13 protein-coding genes are annotated in these 18214 nt (G+C 65.2%); 4 read left to right on the top strand and 9 right to left on the bottom strand.

The annotated features are described in order from the left end of the window. Positions 1–9 precede the first annotated feature (9 nt). The 4 genes from J2W23_RS30085 to J2W23_RS30070 all read right to left on the bottom strand — a co-directional run bounded on the left by J2W23_RS30085 (position 10) and on the right by J2W23_RS30070 (position 5331). A complete protein-coding gene (locus tag J2W23_RS30085) occupies positions 10–795 on the bottom strand; it encodes a hypothetical protein (RefSeq protein WP_307651341.1) in 786 nt (261 codons plus the stop codon). 150 nt (positions 796–945) lie between these two features. Continuing rightward, on the bottom strand, positions 946–2298 hold the full coding sequence (locus tag J2W23_RS30080; protein ID WP_307651340.1) for a sigma-54-dependent transcriptional regulator: 1353 nt from the start codon (positions 2296–2298) through the stop codon (positions 946–948). Continuing rightward, entirely contained in the window at positions 2283–3743 is a 1461-nt protein-coding gene (locus tag J2W23_RS30075) for a sensor histidine kinase (protein ID WP_307651339.1), read from the bottom strand. The genes J2W23_RS30080 and J2W23_RS30075 overlap by 16 nt, the downstream gene beginning before the upstream one ends. Before the next feature lie 61 nt (positions 3744–3804). After that, complete coding sequence (locus J2W23_RS30070) at positions 3805–5331, bottom strand: class I adenylate-forming enzyme family protein (protein WP_307651338.1); 1527 nt, start codon at positions 5329–5331, stop codon at positions 3805–3807. A 189-nt stretch (positions 5332–5520) separates the two neighbouring features. Here J2W23_RS30070 and J2W23_RS30065 point away from each other — a divergent pair, with 189 nt between their 5' ends. Next, positions 5521–6009 carry a hypothetical protein gene (locus J2W23_RS30065; protein ID WP_307651337.1) on the top strand — a complete coding sequence of 163 codons (489 nt, stop codon included), beginning with the start codon at positions 5521–5523 and terminating at the stop codon, positions 6007–6009. Between the two features lie 19 nt (positions 6010–6028). On the opposite strand, the gene J2W23_RS30060 is transcribed toward J2W23_RS30065, so the two are convergent. The 5 genes from J2W23_RS30060 to J2W23_RS30040 all read right to left on the bottom strand — a co-directional run bounded on the left by J2W23_RS30060 (position 6029) and on the right by J2W23_RS30040 (position 15166). Further along, on the bottom strand, positions 6029–6577 hold the full coding sequence (locus J2W23_RS30060; RefSeq protein ID WP_307651336.1) for a T6SS immunity protein Tli4 family protein: 549 nt from the start codon (positions 6575–6577) through the stop codon (positions 6029–6031). A 244-nt stretch (positions 6578–6821) separates the two neighbouring features. Continuing rightward, complete coding sequence (locus J2W23_RS30055) at positions 6822–8288, bottom strand: hypothetical protein (RefSeq protein ID WP_307651335.1); 1467 nt, start codon at positions 8286–8288, stop codon at positions 6822–6824. A 13-nt stretch (positions 8289–8301) separates the two neighbouring features. Next, on the bottom strand, positions 8302–10995 hold the full coding sequence (locus J2W23_RS30050; RefSeq protein ID WP_307651334.1) for a phospholipase D-like domain-containing protein: 2694 nt from the start codon (positions 10993–10995) through the stop codon (positions 8302–8304). A gap of 7 nt (positions 10996–11002) precedes the next feature. Beyond that, the gene (locus J2W23_RS30045) at positions 11003–14419 is read right to left on the bottom strand and encodes a type VI secretion system Vgr family protein (RefSeq protein WP_307651333.1); all 3417 of its coding nucleotides are present in this window, start codon (positions 14417–14419) and stop codon (positions 11003–11005) included. Between the two features lie 27 nt (positions 14420–14446). Continuing rightward, complete coding sequence (locus J2W23_RS30040) at positions 14447–15166, bottom strand: hypothetical protein (RefSeq protein ID WP_307651332.1); 720 nt, start codon at positions 15164–15166, stop codon at positions 14447–14449. Between the two features lie 257 nt (positions 15167–15423). Here J2W23_RS30040 and J2W23_RS30035 point away from each other — a divergent pair, with 257 nt between their 5' ends. From J2W23_RS30035 to J2W23_RS30025, 3 genes are all read left to right on the top strand, one after another. Beyond that, positions 15424–16269, top strand: coding sequence for a M15 family metallopeptidase (locus J2W23_RS30035; RefSeq protein WP_307651331.1), 846 nt, complete (start codon positions 15424–15426; stop codon positions 16267–16269). A 59-nt stretch (positions 16270–16328) separates the two neighbouring features. Then, on the top strand, positions 16329–16622 hold the full coding sequence (locus J2W23_RS30030) for a PAAR domain-containing protein (protein ID WP_176661961.1): 294 nt from the start codon (positions 16329–16331) through the stop codon (positions 16620–16622). 87 nt (positions 16623–16709) lie between these two features. Then, complete coding sequence (locus tag J2W23_RS30025; RefSeq protein WP_307651330.1) at positions 16710–18200, top strand: hypothetical protein; 1491 nt, start codon at positions 16710–16712, stop codon at positions 18198–18200. Positions 18201–18214: the final 14 nt, after the last annotated feature.

Raw genomic sequence — 18214 nt, 5'->3', positions numbered from 1 at the left:
GCGCGAGCGTCAGGAGGCGGGGTTCGGCGCTGGCGGCGGCATCACCGGGGCCGGCGGCACCGGACCCCGGCCGCGCGGTCCGCGCGGGCCGCCGGCTGGCGGTGCGGGCTCGAGCCCCGGTTCGCCGAACACTTCGCGCTCGGTGCCGGCGCTCCGGCCCAGGCTCGTCGCTTCCAGCGCCGCGCCCTGCGCGCTGCGGGTTCCCCAGCCGCGCGCATGCAGCGGCGCACCGGGCTGCAACTGCGCGCCATACGCCGCGCCGATGTGCGGCGGGAAGCGCACGATGGTCCTGTCTTCGAGCATCACGCCGCGGATGTCGCCGCGGTCGGTGTAGAGCAGGCGCTCGATGCGGCCGCCGGCGGTCATCGCACTGAGCGCGCCCGATGCGCCTGGCGGCGGCGGGGCCATGCCGGGCACGGGCGGCTGGTCGGTCAGGCTTCGGCCGTTGGCGGCGATCGTCTGTGCGCGGATCACCGGCACGCCGGGCGCGCGCCATCCGCTGACCTGCACCGCATCGCCCGCCTTGAGCATCTGCATCGCGGCGGCGGAGAGATGCGGCGCGAACGCGACCTGCGTGCCGTCCGAGAGCAGCAAGCCGTCGGCCTCGCCGTTCGGATTGAGCAGCCACTGCTGCGCACGACCGCTGACGGTGGCGAGGCCGGCCTCGGGCGCGGCGGCGATGGGCGTCGGCCCAGGAGGCACCGGTCCGCCGGGCGGTGGAGGCGGCATTTGCGCGAAGGCCGCGCTCCCGGCCAGCAGGCAGGCGGCGGCAATGAAGGTGATGCGGGGTGTCATGGAGGGCTCCTTGTGTGAATGGATGCCCAAGGACATCTCACACAACGTGCCAGCCGGCAAACCCTTTGAAATCAACGACTTGCGCGCGCCGGGCGGTCGATGGCCGGATGATCCCGGGACACCGGGCGTCCGGTTTCCGGACACTCCGGTCTACTCGAGCCCGTACTGGGTGAGCTTGCGGTAGAGCAACTGCCGGTGAATGCCCAGCCGTCGCGCGGCCTCGGCGCGGTTGCCCCCGGCCTCTGCGAGCGCGTTCGCGATCAGCAGCCGCTCGAGCCGCTCCACGGCGGCGGGCAGCTCGGCGTCGAGCCAGCCGGCCGGGAGCGATTCAGCGGTCTCGACGGGGCGCGCTGTGCCCAGTGCGGCAGCCAGGTCCGCACCGCCGATCACGCGGTGGCGCACCAGCGCCTGGCAGCGCTCCATCACATTGCGCAGCTCGCGCACGTTGCCGGGCCAGGGGTGGCTCAGCAGCCGCTGCGCGGCGTCGGCGGACAGCGCCTTGGGTGGCTCGGGTGTTGCCGCGCGCCGCAGGAAGTGCTCGGCCAGCGGAATGATGTCGGCCAGCCGCTCGCGCAGCGGCGGCAGGCGGATCGAAAGCACGTCGAGCCGGTAGAGCAGGTCTTCCCGAAAGCGCCCTTCGCGCACCGCGACGGCCAGGTCGCGGTGGGTCGCTGCGACCACGCGCACATCGACCTTGACCGTCCTGTGGCTCCCCAGCGGCGTGACCTCGCCCTCCTGCAGCGCGCGCAGGATCTTGGCCTGCACGTCGAGCGCCATGTCGCCGATCTCGTCGAGCAGCAGCACGCCGCCGTCGGCCGCGCGAAAGCATCCCGGGCGCTCGCCCGCAGCGCCCGTGAACGCGCCGCGCACGTGGCCGAAGAGTTCGCTTTCGAGCAGTTCCTTCGGAATGGCCGAGCAGTTGACGGCCACGAAGGGCCGGTCGGCGCGGACCGAGTGGCGATGCAGCGCGCGCGCCACCATTTCCTTGCCGGTGCCCGTTTCGCCGAGCACCAGCACCGGCATCGAATTCGCCGCGGCCAGGCCGATGCGCTTGTGCACTTCGCGCATCGCGTGGCCCGGGCCGATCAACTCGCCGCTGTCGTCCTCGTCCACCGGGGCGCCCGACGGCGTTGCGGTGGCCCGCTGCTGCAGCGCCCGCTCGAGCACTTCGCGCACCGCCTCGCGGCCGATCGGCTTGGCCAGGTGGTCGAAGGCGCCCAGGCGCATCGCCTCGATGGTGTTGCCCGCGCTCGCAAAGGCGGTGAGCACGATCACCGGCGGCAGGTGCACCAGCCGCGCCCGCATGGCCGCCAGCGTCTGCAGGCCGTCCATGCCGGCCATGCGATGGTCGAGGAACACGGTGTCGAAGCGCTCGCGCGCGAGCATCTCCACCGCCTCGGCGCCGCCGGCCGCGGCCGCCACGCGATGGCCGAGGTCCTGCAGCGTTTCGGCCAGCGTGCCGCGAAAGGCGTCGTCGTCGTCGACGATCAGGAGGTGCGCCATGGAAACTCCAGTTCGAAGCGGGTGCCCGGTGCGAGCGGCACGTGGTGCAGCTCGCCGCCGTGTGCCAGCGCCACCTCGCGCGCGAGCGCCAGCCCGAGCCCGGTGCCGTCGGCCCGGCCGGTGGCGAAGGGCTCGAAGAGATGCGGTTGCAGCGACTCGGGCACCCCGGGGCCGTCGTCGTCCACGCGCACCGCCAGCGTGCGCGCATCGGGCTGCAATGCGGACAGGGTCACGCGGCCACCGCGCGGCGCATGGCGCACGGCGTTGTCCAGCAGGTTGTCGACGGCGCGCGCCAGGTGCACCGGGTCGAACACCGCCTTCGCGGGGCCATCGTGTCGCAGCACAACCTGCACGTCGCCGGTGGCTGCCTTCGCCGCGACGGCGGCGGTGCGGTCGGTGAGCCAGCGGTGCAGGTCGACCTCTTGCGGTGCCAACGTGACCGGCTGCACCAGCGCGAGCAGGCTCTGCACCAGGCCGTCGAGCCGGTCGATCTGGCCGACGATGGTGCGCAGCGCCTCGCCCTGCCGCTCGGGCGTGGCGGCCAGCGCGTTCTCGGCCTTCAGGCGCATCGTCGCGATCGGGTTGCGGATCTCGTGCGCGATGCCGCCCGTCATGCGGCCGAGCGCCGCCAGCCGTTGGTCGCGGCTGCGCTGCTGGGCGGCCGCGCGCAGGTTCGCGCGCGCCTCCTCGAAGCGCAGGCGGTAGCGGTTGAAGCCGTCCACGATGCGGTCGAGCTCCTGCACGCCGGTGCGCGGCAGCTCGGGCATCGCGTCGCCACTTGCATCGGCCTCTGCCAGACGGGTTTCGAGGCGCTGCACATGGCGCAGCCCGCGCAACAGGATGAAGCCGAGCCACAGTCCCGAGGCCAGCACGACCAGCAGCAGCACCGCCAGCCCGGTGCGCAGGCTTCCCTGCGCCGCCAGCGCACCGGCGTTGGTGCGTGTCATGGTCCAGGCCGCGAGATCGTTGGCCGGCGCGGCGAGCGGGCAGGCCGAGACAATCAGCGCCTCGCGGCTGCCGCGCACCACGTCGGTCTGCGGCCGCTGGGTGCGCGCCGCGAGTTGCGAGAGTTCGACGATCAGCGGCTGCTCGGCGGCGGGCACGTCCCGCTTGACGCCGCTGCCTTCGTACGTGGGATAGGCATAGGCCAGCAGCCCACCGGCGCCCTGCCACACGCCGCCTTCGACATGCGGCGCCTCGATCAGCACCAGTTGCAGCAGCACCTGCAGCAGGTCGACCTGCGGTTGCGGGGGCGAGGGCTCGCTCACCGACTTGGCGTAGCGCGCCGCGATCGCGCGGCACGATTGCTCGGTGGCCGCCTGCCCCGCCGCGACCTGGGCGCCCGCGCTGCTGCGATACAGCGTGAGCATCACCACGGCCAGCGCGGCGCACACGCTGAACAGCAGCACCCAGAAGAAGACGAGCTGGCCGCGAAGGGATTTCATTGGTGCCGCGATCTTGCCCGACTGCAGGCCGCGGCGCGTCAGCCGGGGGCGCGTCCAGGCGTTACCGCAATTCCCGAAGTTCGCGCTTGAGCACCTTGCCGATCGCGCTGCGCGGCAGTTCCTCGATGAAGTGCAGGCGCGCCAGGCGCTGCGTCTTGCCGAGCTGGTCGTTGGTCCATTGCAGCAGTGCGTCTTCGGTGGTGGCGTCGTTCTCGCGGCGCACCACGAAGGCCACCGGCGTCTCGCCCCATTGCTCGGAGGGCATGCCCACCACCGCCACGTCGGCCACCGCCGCGTGGCCGCGCAGCACGGCTTCCAGGTCGCTCGGGTAGATGTTGAAGCCGCCGCTGATGATCATGTCCTTCTTGCGATCGAACAGCGTGAGAAAGCCGTCCGCATCGAAGCGGCCCACGTCGCCCGTGCGGATGAAGCGCTTGCCGGTGGCGTCGAACCATTCGGCCTCGCGCGTCTTCGCGGGCTGGCGGTGGTAGCCGGTCATCATGCCGGCCGAGTGGCCCACCACCTCGCCGGCCACTTCGGTGTTGCCCTGCGGCAGCTCGTTGCCTTCCTCGTCGATCAGCCGGATGTCGCTGCCCGGCGCCGGCTGGCCCACGGTGTGCAGCTTGGTCGGGTGCAGGTGCGCCTCGAGGATGCAGGTGCCGCCGCCTTCGGTCATGCCGTAGAACTCGATCAGCCCGCCGGGCCAGCGCTTCAATACATCGGCCTTGAGCGCCGCGTTGAAGGGCGCGCTGGTGCTGAACTTGAACTGGAACGACGAGAGGTCGTGCGCGCCGAAGCGCGGGTGCGCCATCAGCCGCTGGTATTGCACCGGCACCAGCATCGTGTGCGTCACGCGGCGTTGCTCGGCCAGCTGCAGGTAGCCGCCGGCATCGAACTTGGGCATCAGCACCACGCAACCGCCGAAGGCGATGGTGGGGAAGAACACCACCAGCGTGGTGTTGGAGTAGAGCGGCGTCGACAGCAATGTGACGGTGTCGGCGCTGTACTCGTACTTGGCGCCGCGCTGCACATGCGACCAGCGCATGCCGTGGCCCTGCACGATGCCCTTGGGCTCGCCGGTGGTGCCCGAGGAATAGATGATGTTGAAGGCCCACGAGGGTTGCACTTCGACGGCCTCGGGCTTGGCGCCGACCGGCGCGAGCCAGGCGGCGAAATCGCGCCCTGCCGAAGAGCCGTCGAGCGCGACGCGCGCAATGCCGCCTTCCTTCGCGGGGCCGACCACGTCGGCGGCCGAGGCGTCGGTGAAGAGGATGCGCGCGTCGGCGTCTTCGATCATGCGGGCCAGGCTTGCGGGCGTGGAGCCGGGCGCCAGCGGTGCGACGGCGACGCCTGCGCGCAATGCGCCGAGGAACACCGCCGCGTAATTCACCGATGAGGTGGCGCAGACCGCGATGGCGTCGCCGGCCTTGAGGCCGTCGCGCTGCAGGCTGACGGCGATGCGGTCCATCAGCGCGTCGAGCGCACCGTAGTTGAGTGTGTAGTTCGCGTCGGCGAGCGCGGCATGCTCAGGCGTGAGCTGGGCGTGAAGGCGAACCAGGTCGGCAATGGCGCCGAAATCGCGTTCCATCGCGGCTTGAATGGCGGGGTGCGTTTGCAAAATCGAATCCTTCGTCTTGGCCAGCCGGCAGGATAGCCAAGAAGGCCGGCAGCCGGTGAGCCGTGCGCGACGGCTGCGTGCAGCCAGTGAGTGAGTCAGTCAGCCACCGCTCAGGGGTGCAGGTCGAGGATGGGAGCTTGTTCAGGAAGGAGCTCCGACATGGGACTACTCGACATCCTCCAGGAGGCTATCGGCAGCGATGCCAGCGCGCATGTGGACCAGATCGCGCAGCACGCCTCACCCGACGCCATCGGCGCGGGGCTCGCGGCGGCGATGCGCTCGAACCAGACGCCGCCGTTCGGCGACACGGTGGGGCGGTTGTTCGGCCAGTCTTCGCCGATGCAGCAGGCGGGTGTGCTGAATCAGATATTGGCGACGCTGGGGCCGGCTGCTGCGTCGATGCTGGCGGGTGGGGTGCTCGGACGGTTGCTGCAGCCCGGGCAGACGCAGCTCACGCCGGAGCAGGCCTCGCAGCTGTCACCTGGGCAGGTGACGGAGATCGCGGCGCATGCGGAAGAGCAGCATGCGGGAGTGATCGACGAGGTGAGCCGGTTCTATGCGCAGCACTCGGGGTTGATCAAGACGCTGGGCGGGGCGGCGGTGGCGATTGCGTTGGCGAAGATGAAGGAGAACGCGACGCGGGGGTGATGAGGGATGGCGCGTGCCATCAAGGCGCGCGCCATGCTCTCGGTCTGCGCTTGATGCTTTGCGCGATGCGTTTCACCAGATCGCGAAACTCGCCTTCCGTCATGGGCGCCTTGGCGAAGCGGCCGAAACGCTCGACCTTGAAGATGAGGTTGGATGAAGTACCGGGTGGCGCGTTCTTGTCGCCGGGTATAAACGGCTCCACGGGGCCGTCCAGAGGCTCCGTGAATCTGGCTCCATAGAAGTAGCCTCGCTGTACGGCTTCGTTGACAAACTTCTCCGAATCGATGCTGTCTTCGCTCGATGCATCTCTGTCGCTCAGGTACACGACGATGTCGGGATGACCTGTGAGGCGAAAGGAGACGGCAACAAGGGCGGGCTTCTTCTCTCCGGTCATGAAGCCATACGGCAGGCACACACCGGGCTTGGCGGGAATCTCGAATGGCGCGCGTGCGCGATAGAGCTTCAGGAAGTTGGCGATGGTCTGTTCCGGCGTACCCTCGAGCCTTCTGGAGCCTTCCTCTGCATCGAATACGCCTCTTCGGTATCCACCAACTGATATGTTTTCCAAGCCCCCACTCCATTGCCAAACCCGTAGCCTGCTCCATCCGTTGGCGATATGTTGGGCGGCAGGGTTGCGTACTCGATGCTGCCGGGCGCACCGATGGTTTGATAGCCGATGCATTCTGTGCGGGCGGGTTGGAACGGCTGAGCAATGGCTTGGCTCGAAAGCAGCATGCTGAACAACATCAGTGCCAGAAGGTGTCGCGCGAAGTGTTCTTTCATCAACTCCTGCTACACCAGACTACTCCAGCCTATTTGGTAGCCGAATCGGGATACGCCCGGCTGGCCAGCGGGTCGAAGTCGAAGGCCTTGAAAAAGTCCTCTTCACGCTTCCAGCGCACCGTGCCGTCTGGTGACCCGAAAGCCAACTGCGCGAGATCCAGAGGCTCTTCGCGCATGGCCGAACCGAACTTGGTGTCCCAGCCGATCGCCACCAGGCTGGCTTTGCCGGCCGCGTTGTATTCCCACACCCGGTACAACAGCTTGTTGCCCTTGAGTTTGAGGTCGACCTTGCCGCGCAGATCCTCATCGTAGAAGCCGCCATCTTTCCTGTTCAACCCGACGAAGCCCAGGTTGATGGCTCGCTTGAGCCTGCCCGTGTCGTCGTACTGTTCCTGCCGGAGGGTTCGTCCGGCGGCCATGTAGAAGCGGTCGCGCGGCTGGTGCATCCCGGCGGGATAGAACTCGATCAGCTTGATGCCCGAGAGCACCTGTGTCTCACGCCGGCGGTCATGGCGGTACACCTGTTCGATGTCGTCAAGGATCGAGACTGGTACTGGCGGCTTGGTGAAGTAGTACTCGATCGGCTTGCTGCTTCCGTCGGTGTACTTCAGCGCAGGGCCATCGCTGCGGTCCTTCAGGCCGATGTTGAAGCCGCCGAGAATTTGCGTGACGCCCTTGCTGGAGTCGACGCTCGCATTGCCGCCATGACGCTCAGGGCTGGGCTTGGGGGAGTTGCGAAACACGATGGATTCGCTCCAACGGCCATCTTCCTTGCCGCTGTGCCATTGAATCCAGAGGCTGCCGTTCTCGGTCTGGCCACGATCATTCTTGAATGCGCCGTAGCGGAACTTGCGCCACGTGTCCCTCGGATCGGGATCGCCAGGCGGGCAAGCATTGGTCGCGGTGGCGGAAACGTACAGTTGCAGCAAGTTCTGATCGTCGAAGCGGAAGCACTGACGCTCATCCGTAGTCACGCGCTCGCTTTTCTCCGGCTCATAAACAGCCGCCGCGAACGTCTCCTGAATCCTTCCCCTCGGGTCATAGAGATAGACCCGTGCGGCTCCCATGACATGCGATCTCAAAAGAGGCGCGACGCTGGCGTTGCGCGACTGGTTCTTCTCGGTCCTGGCGATACTGGCGGGACGAGTGCTTTCGCTGCGCCGGAACCAGTCCTCTTTGCGACAAATGCGCCAGCCGTCCTTGCCATCTGGCTCGTAGTACGACACGACGCCTTTGTCTTCATCTTTGGGCAAAGTGCCTGGTCCGCCCTTGGCCTGCATGTCTTGCGGCGGGGATGGTGCGAACGCGGGCGTATCAAGTCCGTTCGCAGGTTGTGACGCAAAGCGCCCTCCCAGGTCTTGCTCGTAGCCGATCAAGACCTTTACACCGTCTTTCGGTGACTCGAGCCAGTTTGATGGGTTATTGCAGGCGGCTTGGGCCACGCTCAGACAGATCCAGCCGAGGGCCAGCATCGCTGGCTTGCGCAGGCGCCTCATTGCAAGGGACCCGTCATACAGATGATCCTGTCGATGGCGATGCCTTGTTCTCGTTCTGCGCGAGATCAACGGAGTACTCCTTGACCACCCCGCCGCCTACGTCGGCACCTTCGCCCCAATTGAGCGGCATCAAAACAAAAAAGCCCAGCACGTTGCTCTTGAGGTAGTTGATTGCCTTGGCGATGTCGTGCACTTGATTGCCTTCATAGGCAACGTAACGGTTGGCAAAATCCTCCATTGGGGTACGTAGTCCCTCCTGTTGGTGTGGCATCAGGTTGGATGTCATGTAGTCCTTGCCCAAAGCCGGTGGTATCACCCCATGGGTGCTGTCACCCAAAGTGTCGGGCAGAGCATCGATGTTCTTGCGATAGGCTTCGTCGTCGCTCTTCTGCATCCTGGCTGCAGCCTCGGGCGATATGCCATTGCCAACATTCTGGGTGACCATGCCTCTGACCATATCGCGGTTTCTCGTGAGCGACTGAACACTTTTACTTGCCGCACCCGCTACTACAGCGGGATATGGTCGCGTGTAGTGCTTGAGGATGTCATCAAAGTGCTTCATGCCATTGCGCGGCACCTGCGGAAAGACTGTTTCGTAAGCCCGCGCGTTGTTGCCGGCGATGGTCTGGATTGCCCTGACCGTATCAGGATGGCAAGGCTTGTCGAGGATGGTCTGCCATTGCGCCTGTTGATTGGATCTACTGAACACGGCGGAGGCTGTCGTCTTCACTCTCGGTGGGTGTTCTTGAACTGGGGGCGAGGAGGAATTTGCGTTGACCGCGCGCTGGGTCGAGTTGAAATAGTTCTCCGGATTCAGTGCGAATCCAAAGTGCTTCTCCCACAAGCTGCGCCGTAATTCACGCGCGAACTTGCGTGTTTGCACCTTGAAACGCGGCTCGCCCAGGTCCTTGAGTTCCACTCCCTCGGTATCGACCACCACAGCGGCAATCTCCGTGTCTCCGTTGCCTGTAAGGCTTCGGTCGTTGGTATTGGCGCTGCCTACGATGGCTGCTGCATCGTCCACGATCAAGAGTTTTGAATGGATGTAGATCTGCTCCGTTACGACATAACGACCGATCTCCCGGTTGTAGTTCTCCTCAAAAGTCTTTGGATCTCTTGCGTACTGCACCACGACGCCATAGCTGCGCATGTTCAGGACGGTTAGATAACGAGTCCATTCCGCGGGGGCGCGCCCCATTCGCTGAAGCGCTGCTTTGATGCATCCGATCAGGCTGTCGCTGCCGTGATGAATACTCGCCAGCGCCAGCCAATGCTGCTTCCACACCGAACCGCTGGAGATATCGCCTTCCGGATGTACCGGAAGAACCAAATAGACGTGGAAGTTGGTGCCTCCGCCGATATGCTGGGCAATCCGAATGCCAAGCTCCCGAACGATGACGTTCCTGATGCCGTTGTCTTCGTTGCCCACCTTCCCACTGTTCACGCTCCCGGCAGTGCCAAAGCCTGAGATGAAGAACTGGGTCTCGATGTAGATGTAGTTATCTGCACTGCGGATGCAGTTGACCATCGCATTGAGGATATTGGCTTGATGTTTACCAAGTCCATCCCGAATGCTTTTTTCCATGGCCTCCTGCAACTTGCCGGGCAGCAATTGAACATCGTCGGGGATGCTGACTGCGCCTCTGGTCCACGATTCCTTGGATAGATGGCTGGAAGAAACGGAGCGAACAACCTGCACCATTGCCGCCCCCTGTTGGGACGTTTGCGCTGCGCGCAGCAACGATGTGGCTCCGCACGCGTCAAGCCAAGCCTGATTGATTTCTGAGGGCTTCTCTACAGTCTCATTGGCGGCGGTATTGGGCAGCACTTTTATGAAGACATAGCCGCTCTGTGCCTTGGCCGTCGCTTCCCGAATGATCGAGTTCCATCGTCGGACGAAATTGCGATGTACATCCACAGCGGCGGGGCCGGAGAACTTCATGTGAACATCCTGCCAGGGCATCCGAGGTTGGCAGCCCTCGTCCAGCAATTTGCCTTCACCGAGCACGTTGCCGCCATAGGGGTCGGCAAAACCAAGCGCCACGAGTTGCCTTTCGTGCGGAGCCATCTTCCGGAGCCTCGTTGCACCGGGGTTGTACATCTCGTTGAGCACAAAGCGCGAAGGATCGATGACCAGGTCGAACTCTGGCGTTGAGTAGCGTCCGTAGGAAAGGTCGATGCCACCGATAAACGCGACACCGCCATCAACCACCATGAATTTTTGGTGATGAGAGTAGTCGAACGAGTCGTACTGCGCGCTGGTCGCCGATTGACTCAGCACGATGACTTTGCCTGCGAAGTCTTTTTGGTTGATCGCGTTGATACGTGCAGCCACCATCTTGTCTGCAACGCCGACAGGATCACCGGTGGGACTGCCATAGAGCAAGACGCGCACTTGCACGGGGCGCGAGCGAATGATGGATCGAATTACTTCGATCAGGCGGCCGGGATGGTCTTTCTGACCACGGTCTCCCAGCTCCACATCGAACGCCATTTGCCAATCGGCGATCCAGATGAATTTCTGGGCGGATTTCATGGCGGCAAGCATCTGCCTGAAGGCCTCCTCACCAGATTCGAGGCGTTCGACCTTGTTGCCCGATACCTGCAACGCGAACGGATTCTCGTTGCAGAAGTACTGGCCAGTTTCGCTGGACTTGGTGTCGTCGTGCAGCGATACCGTCGCTTGCACTGGAAGTGGCGCGTTCATGCGAGGCTCAGGCTTTGGTTTCCGCGTTGGGCGTGCTTGTGAGAGGCGTGTCGTAGTCCTGCTCCACCAAGGCCCGCAGCAGCATTGTTTGCGCCTCGGACGGCAACTCCAGTGAAGATGGAATGTAGTTCAAGGCATCCATGATCTTGCGATGTTCCGTGTCGCCTTCGCCACTGGTGAAGGAGGAGAAATTCAACGGCGTTGCGTTGGGCCCGGACACCAGCCAGACTGCGCCGGCTTGGCGTTGCACAGCTTCCCAGATGACCTTCTTCTGGTCTCCAGTCAAGATGCATTCGCCCTCTGCACTCGAGATGCCCTGAGCCAGCGTGTCGCGCCATGCTCGTTTGTCCAATGCCGCTGCTCCTGCCATGTCATTCGGCACACTCTTGAGCACGACCACTGCCCATTCCCGGTCGGGATAGGGCACCCCGTGCTTGCCCGGAATATCCTTAAGCAGCAACGCGAAGTTGAGCTTGTCGGGCGCCAATTCGCTCCTGGGAAACGGCGGCAAGGGATAGGCCATGTTTGTAGGCCCCGCCAACTTCCGCTGCACCGCGTGATAAGTAATCTTCCCCGGACACTCGAACGTGATATCCCCGTTCTGCAACGTGATCGACGCCCCTTGCGCAGTTGCAATGCGGATCTTCTTCTTCGCCGCAAACTCCACCGTCTTGTCCGTACTCGCGATCTTCAGCGCATCCTTGGCCTGCACCCGAAGCTCATCGTGCTGCGCCTGAAAGTCCAGGTCGTCACTGCCCGCGATGATCGACAGGCCCGCCTCGGCATCCGCCTTCTGCGCGCCGGCCAGCAGACCGATGGCTTGTCCGCTATGGACTCTCAACACATCAGCCAACGCAAGGTTGATATCCCCCCCGCTGGCCAACGTAGCAGTCTCTCCAGCCACCATCTGCAGCTGCTGCCCCGCCACCATCGCCAGGCCACCGCGCGCAGCCAGCGCGACAACCGCATCGGTCGTATGCGGCACCTTGCCGTCGCCGGTCGCAATGGACTTGTCCGACGCATCCGAATAAGCCGAATCCAGCGCATCGCCCGTCACCATCCCGCTCGCTGCATGCAGCATCGCCGCATACGGCGCGCGTTCCTTATCGAGCTGCGAAACGTTGGCCTTGTCGGCGCCGATATGTCCAGCGAGTTGCACGGTCTCGTGCTTCATCGCCGCTTCGCTCAGCGCCTGCCCCAACTGCTGCACCTGCTTGAGCAGCGCCATGCCAGGTGCGAAGTCGCCCACAGGCTCAAGCTGCTTCCCGCCCGCACCGTGGTACGTGCTCAACAGCACGCCCTTGCCGCCACGCAACGCCGCATAGCCATCGGTGCGGAGCTCGAGCCCTTGCCCGCGGAAGCTGCCGCGGAAGTTGTCCGCCTGATGAATCAGATGTCCGAGGTTGAGTTGGCTGTGTGCCGTACTCGCATGCAGTTGCACGCGCAGTTGCTGGTTCGAGTCGTCGAACACCAACTGGCTGAACCCCTCGCCGCCAAACTCCTTCGTCTTGAAGCCACTCAGCGCAGCCGCGTTGCGATGGCCCTTGTCGTCCGCACTGGCGCCGTGCCAGGCCGGCGCATGGCCAGCAGCGAGATTGGCCTGCGCGCTGGGCGACCCGTTGCGCGCCTGCGCGAAGACATCGCTCTCCTGGCCCTGGCCTGAGCCTTCCTGACTCCGCGATGCGCCACCGGGCGTAGGCTCGATGCCCCCATCGCCGCGCCCGTTGTACAGCGCACCGACGATCACTGGCTGGTCGACATCGAGGTCGACGAACTTCACCAGCACTTCCTGCCCGATGCGCGGCAGCCATTGCCAGCCCATGCCAGGACCAGCCTGCCGTTGCGCCACGCGAATCCATCGCGTGCTGCGGTTGTCCTTGGCGTCACCGCCGTTGTTCTGCGCCTCGCCCCCGGCCGACTCGGTCTGCCAATGGAATCGCACGCGCACGTCGCCGCGATCGTTGCAGTACAGCTCGTCCGCACCGTTAGGCGAAGTCTCGCCCGAAGGCCCGACCACGATGGCACTGTGCACGCCGCTGGCCGTGGGCTTGGCATGCAGCCGCGCGCCGTCGGCCGCCGCGAGCACGAGCCGCCACGGACGATCCAGATGCACGGCCGAGAAACTGTTGGCATAGCCAAGCGTCTTCGCTGCGGTAAGGCTCTGCGCTTGCGGGCGGACATCAATCGCTTCGTCGTATGCACTGCCGGTGGCAGTCGGCACCAGCCCGAACACATCGTCTTCGGCAGTGACGGATGCACAAGGCCTGTCGAACACGAGGTGCTCCGACAGATCGCCCAACTGCGCCGCAATCGATGCCGCCGTGTCCTTCGGCAGATTGTTGATACCTACATGCTCGACGGTGTCCAGCAGCAGCGCAGGCTTTGCCTGCAACCCGAGCGCGGGCGCGTCGTCGACTTCGATGCGCGTGCCCGCGCGCAGCGTGCGCACGGTGCTGTGGCCGAGCATCACATCGGCGCGGCATTCGGCCGCTTCCATCATCAGGCCGGCATAGCGCTCGAGCGTGCGGTTGCTGTCCCAGCCGCGGCTGCGGTCGTTCAAGCCGAGCACGTCGTCGTACTCGATGCGCGGCGCGTTCTTGCCACCCACCGCAAACCGCGCGGCGGCACTGCCCGTCAACTGGCGCTTGCCGTCGACGTTCCACGCGCTCAGGTGCACCTGCGCCACCGACTGCCGCATGCGGCGCACCAGCGCCTGCACGGCGTCGCTGCGTTCCTGCGAACTCTTGCGATGAAAACGGATGGGCGAGCCCGGGTCGGCGGGCTGCGCGTCGTTCGCCGAGAAGATCACGAGCTTGTGTCCCAGGGGCGCCTTCTCGTCTTCTTCGATGCGCCAGGCCAGGCCTTCTTCGGCGAGCAGGCGCGAGAAGAAATCGAAGTCGCTCTCGCGGTACTGCGTGCAGTAGGTGCGAATGGGCGCATCGGCCAGAAAGCCGCTCACCTCGGAAGAGAAGGCCCAGCTGCCTGCATCGGCATACGGTGCGAGCACGCGCTCGATGATGTCGGCCACCGAGCGTTGCTGGAACACCTGGCTGCGCCCCTGTTGCGTGGCCAGCCAGATCCACGGTACGAGCGTGAGGCGATAGCGTGCGAGGCCGCCATCGGAGCCGAGCGACTCCACCGCGCGGATGAGGCCGGTGCGCTTGCCGGTCGAGCCGTTGGCCAGCACGGTGACGAGCGTCAGGGGCTGGTCGATCATCGACGAGAGCGCTAGATCGGCGCGCAGGCTCAGGCAGACGATGCGCATCTCGAACGGATACGACACGGCTTCGCGCTGCACCCAGCCTTCGACGCGCAAGGCGTCGATGCTGGCGTTTGTTTTTGAAGCGCCCGGAACCTCGAGGCGGTAGAGCCGGTTGGTCTGGCTGAGCTCGGCCCAGAGCGCGCTGCGGTCAGCGGATGGCATCGTCGTGGTTCGCGTCGGCACGGGGGCTCATGGTTTGCATCGCTGGCCAGACTTGCAATCCGCTGCGACCTCGGCCAGTGCCGATGGCTGCGGTGCGGGGTCCGGGGCCTTGCTGCGCTTGAGGAGGGCGGTCAGCAGGTCGGTGTCGGGATCCGGCTTGCTGGGACGCGATGCCGCCTGCGCGGCGTCGTTGGCGCGCCGCGTCGCCTTCGATGTGTTGGCGGCCGTCTTCACGGGCTTGCCGTTGGCTGTGCGCGCAGGCTGCTTCGACGAAGCGACGTGCGTTGGCTTCTTTGCGGCTGCAGCAGTCGTCGTTTTCTCTGCGCGCGGTGGATTTGTTGTGGCCGCGGCGCGCGCCGATTTGCCCGATGGCGGAACGACCATGGGCTGCGCGCCGATCGCAGCGAACGGCGTGGATTGCTGTTGCTGCTGTTGTTGAGAAGGCGGGGACGTGTCGCCCTCGACGATGCGTGCGGTTGCCGGTTCGGGTGCGGCAGCGGGTGTCGCTGCACTGGCGGGAGCGGGTATCTCGGGCGCTGGCGGCACAACGGGTGAGGCCTCTGCGGCCGGTGCGGGTTTCGCCGGCGCAGCGGTCGCGATATTCACCGATGCATCGGCGCGTTTCGATTGCAGCTGATAGGTCGTGGCACCCGCAACGCCGATCAGCAGCGCGAGTGAAGCCCATACGCTTGGTCGCTTGAAGAAGGACCGTGCGCCGCTCTCGCGGCCGCCGAGTTGCGCGAGCACGCGCGTGGATTCCGCGCTGGGTGTTGTCGCAGACGATGCGTCTGCGGCGGGAGTGCTGGAGCCGAGCAGGCTCGGCCGTCCCTTGTTGTCGTCTGGCGCGCCCATCATGGATGGGTGGTCCCGAAAGCAGGCATGTTTTTTCTCCCCGCGGCTTATGGTGTGACCGACGCAACGTTGCAACTTGGATGCAGTTGTTGCGTGCGAGTGGTTCGAAATGTTGTGCGACTCATACAATGAATTGCACTTTCCGAACACCGTTGATCTTCTTCGCTCTCTTTTGTTATTTTGCCTTGATGGTGGCTGCGCTTGCCATCTTCTTGTTCCCTTCTTTTCGTGAGCGTGTGTTGCGGGCCACGATCAATTTGTCGACTGCAACTGCAGTCTTTTTCATCAAGATCGGCCATCGATTGGGTCTGGTGTCCGAAGCAAGTTTTCAGTTGGTGCGCGATGGCGGTTTGGGTGTGCGTACTTTCGCGGTACGTCATCGTTATCTGCTGCTCTCGGGCATGGGACTACTCATTCTTCCAGTGGTGCTGAGCGTGGCCTTCGGAACCGGTCGTGTTCTCTTTTTCGACGACTGGGCCACGACGAGCGATCCCAAGATCGAGGCGCTCTTGAAGGGCGAGCAGCTCGTGCCGCCGCCTGCGTTGCCTCCTGAAATCTTCGCGACGGCAGAGGTGGAGCAGGTCCGTCCGCTCACCAAGGAAGGCAGTCGCGACTGGGCCGTGCTCGATGCGGACTTTCGCAATCGCCTGCTGCTCGTCTACAAGATCATGAAAGAGAAACATGGCTACGACCTCGCCTTGCTCGAGGGTTATCGCAGCCCCGAACGACAAGCCAAACTCGCTGCGTTGGGCAGCACGGTGACGCTCGCCAAGGCGAATCAAAGCTATCATCAATATGGACTTGCGGCAGACAATGCGTTCTATCGCAATGGCAAGCTGGTGATCTCGGAAAGAGACCCGTGGGCCATGGAGGGCTACCGCCTTTATGGCGAGGTGGCCGAGTCCGTGGGGCTTGTGTGGGGTGGTCGTTGGTCTTCAATCAAGGACTACGGTCACGTGGAGTACCGCAAGCCCGGTTTCAAATTGCCACGCGACTGAATGCCGGCACGGCATCGGTCGCATCGACAAACCAACGAGGCAAGCAAGGGGGAGTTCGAATGGAAGAGGATCAACCCGCAGCGGACAACGATCGTCCGTGGATCGTCCTGCACGACAAGACCGACCACGGCGGCATCGTGATCACCGCATCCGAGAACACGAGCATCGACGAGCGCCGCGTGGCTCGCATCGGCGACCTCGTGTCGTGTCCGCGGCCCGGCCACGGCATCAATCCCATCGTGACCGGCAGCCGCTACGTCATGCTCGACGGGCGGTACGTTGCGCGGCACGGCGACAAGGCTCGCTGCGGCTGCACGCTGCTGTCCAGCCAGATCGCTTCTGCGTCCGAATGACCAAGGCCACCTCGTTGGCTGCAGGCACGGCATGCGGCATCGCGTCCGCGTGCATCGCCGCGTGACAAAGGCATCGACGAGTCCTTGATGCTGGCGCGACTGATCAAGCCCACCCTCATGTTCTCCGCCGTGTTCATCGCGGTGTGGGTGATCGTGGTCGTCTACTGGAACTACACGGCGCGCATGCCGAGCACGAGCGACATCGCGCTCTATCTCGTCGTGCTGCCGCTGGCGCTGGTGGTGTTCTATCTCGTGCTGCGCCGCATCTTCGCGAGCCCGCCGCCCGCCGTTGCGTTGCCTTCGGCGGCGCGCGGTGCATCCGCTGCGACGGGTGCTGCCGCATCGACCGCCGGTGCAGTTGCCGATGCGCCGCAGGAGCGTCTTCAGATGGCGGTGCTTGCATTCAGTCTTCACACGCCGCGCGGCAACGATGCCGACGCGGTAGCCACCGCGGTCGGCCAGGCGCAGGCCCCCGAGCTTGTCCCCGAGTTGCGGGACGGCGAGGGCTTCCCTCTGCTCGCGGGCTGCGTCGCCGGTCTCGATGCGTACGAACTTCGGGAGCAGCTGCGCGAGACCCTGCGGCCCGCACCGGAGGCCTTCGATGCCGACGCGCTGACCGACGACCGGCTGCGTGCCATCCATTTGATGTCCGACGTGCTGCAAGAGCTGCTGGCCTCGGCGACCGATGCGATCCTGAATGCCGGCGATGCACTGTCGGTGCGAGCGCCTGGGCGTTTCGTGTCGAGCGGCGAAGTCATCCCCGGCCCGGTGGCCGCGCCGCACCTGTGCATCTCGCTGCTGTTGCCGGGCGCATGGAGTGAAGGCGAGCGCGCGATCGCCACGCAATGGGTGCAGCAACTCGCACGCGAGGCCGATCCCTCGCAGCACTGGACCGTCGACTGCTTCAAGAGCGAAGCCGGCGTTTCCGCGATGGCGCTGCTCGACCGCATCAACCTCGCACTCCACCGTGAACAGCGGCCCGCGCTGTGGATCGCATTGGCCGCCGACTCCGCGATTTCCAACGAGTGCATCGCCCGCTGGGAGGCCGAAGGCCTGCTTCATTCCGCTGCACGCCGCAACGGCCGCGTGCCCGGCGAAGCAGCCGCGGGCCTGCTGCTCGCTCGGGCCGGCGATGCGCCGTTCGCGCAGCCGCACGGCGTGGTGCTCTCGCGCAGCGCAAGCGGCCAGCGCGACGAGTCCGCCGACACCGCGCGCATGCCCGACGCGAGCCTGCTCGATCTCTTCGCCCAGCGCCTGCTGTCGGCTTCGTCCCTGCAGCCCGACACCATCGACTGGGTCGTGACCGATGCGGACCACCGTGCCAGCCGTGTCACCGAAGTGGCCAAGCTCGTGCAGGAGCGGCTGCCGCACGTGCCTTTTGAAAACAACCTTTCCGTCTGCGCGAGCCTGGGTCATCTCGGGGCTGCGGCGGACATGACCGCCGTGGCACTCGCGTGTCACCTTGCCGTGCGAGATTCACGGCACGTGCTCGCGCTTTCCGTGCAGGACGCGCGCGCCCGGACGGCCATGCTGGCCGGCCCGGCGAGCCCCCCGAGCCCCGTGCCACAAGCTACTTAAACCGGACCGATTCC

It is taken from the genome of Variovorax boronicumulans, assembly GCF_030812215.1.
Taxonomy (GTDB): Bacteria; Pseudomonadota; Gammaproteobacteria; order Burkholderiales; family Burkholderiaceae_C; genus Variovorax; species Variovorax boronicumulans_C.
This window is presented reverse-complemented; position numbering and strand designations above follow the sequence as displayed.

Bases quoted from the DNA above. Each gene is read 5' to 3' on its own strand.
- J2W23_RS30080 (WP_307651340.1), bottom strand. From the start codon at position 2,298: ATGGCGCACCTCCTGATCGTCGACGACGACGACGCCTTTCGCGGCACG.
- J2W23_RS30055 (WP_307651335.1), bottom strand. From the start codon at position 8,288: ATGAGGCGCCTGCGCAAGCCAGCGATGCTGGCCCTCGGCTGGATCTGT.
- J2W23_RS30070 (WP_307651338.1), bottom strand. From the start codon at position 5,331: ATGGAACGCGATTTCGGCGCCATTGCCGACCTGGTTCGCCTTCACGCC.
- J2W23_RS30085 (WP_307651341.1), bottom strand. From the start codon at position 795: ATGACACCCCGCATCACCTTCATTGCCGCCGCCTGCCTGCTGGCCGGG.
- J2W23_RS30025 (WP_307651330.1), top strand. From the start codon at position 16,710: ATGCTGGCGCGACTGATCAAGCCCACCCTCATGTTCTCCGCCGTGTTC.
- J2W23_RS30045 (WP_307651333.1), bottom strand. From the start codon at position 14,419: ATGCCATCCGCTGACCGCAGCGCGCTCTGGGCCGAGCTCAGCCAGACC.
- J2W23_RS30030 (WP_176661961.1), top strand. From the start codon at position 16,329: ATGGAAGAGGATCAACCCGCAGCGGACAACGATCGTCCGTGGATCGTC.
- J2W23_RS30065 (WP_307651337.1), top strand. From the start codon at position 5,521: ATGGGACTACTCGACATCCTCCAGGAGGCTATCGGCAGCGATGCCAGC.
- J2W23_RS30050 (WP_307651334.1), bottom strand. From the start codon at position 10,995: ATGAACGCGCCACTTCCAGTGCAAGCGACGGTATCGCTGCACGACGAC.
- J2W23_RS30075 (WP_307651339.1), bottom strand. From the start codon at position 3,743: ATGAAATCCCTTCGCGGCCAGCTCGTCTTCTTCTGGGTGCTGCTGTTC.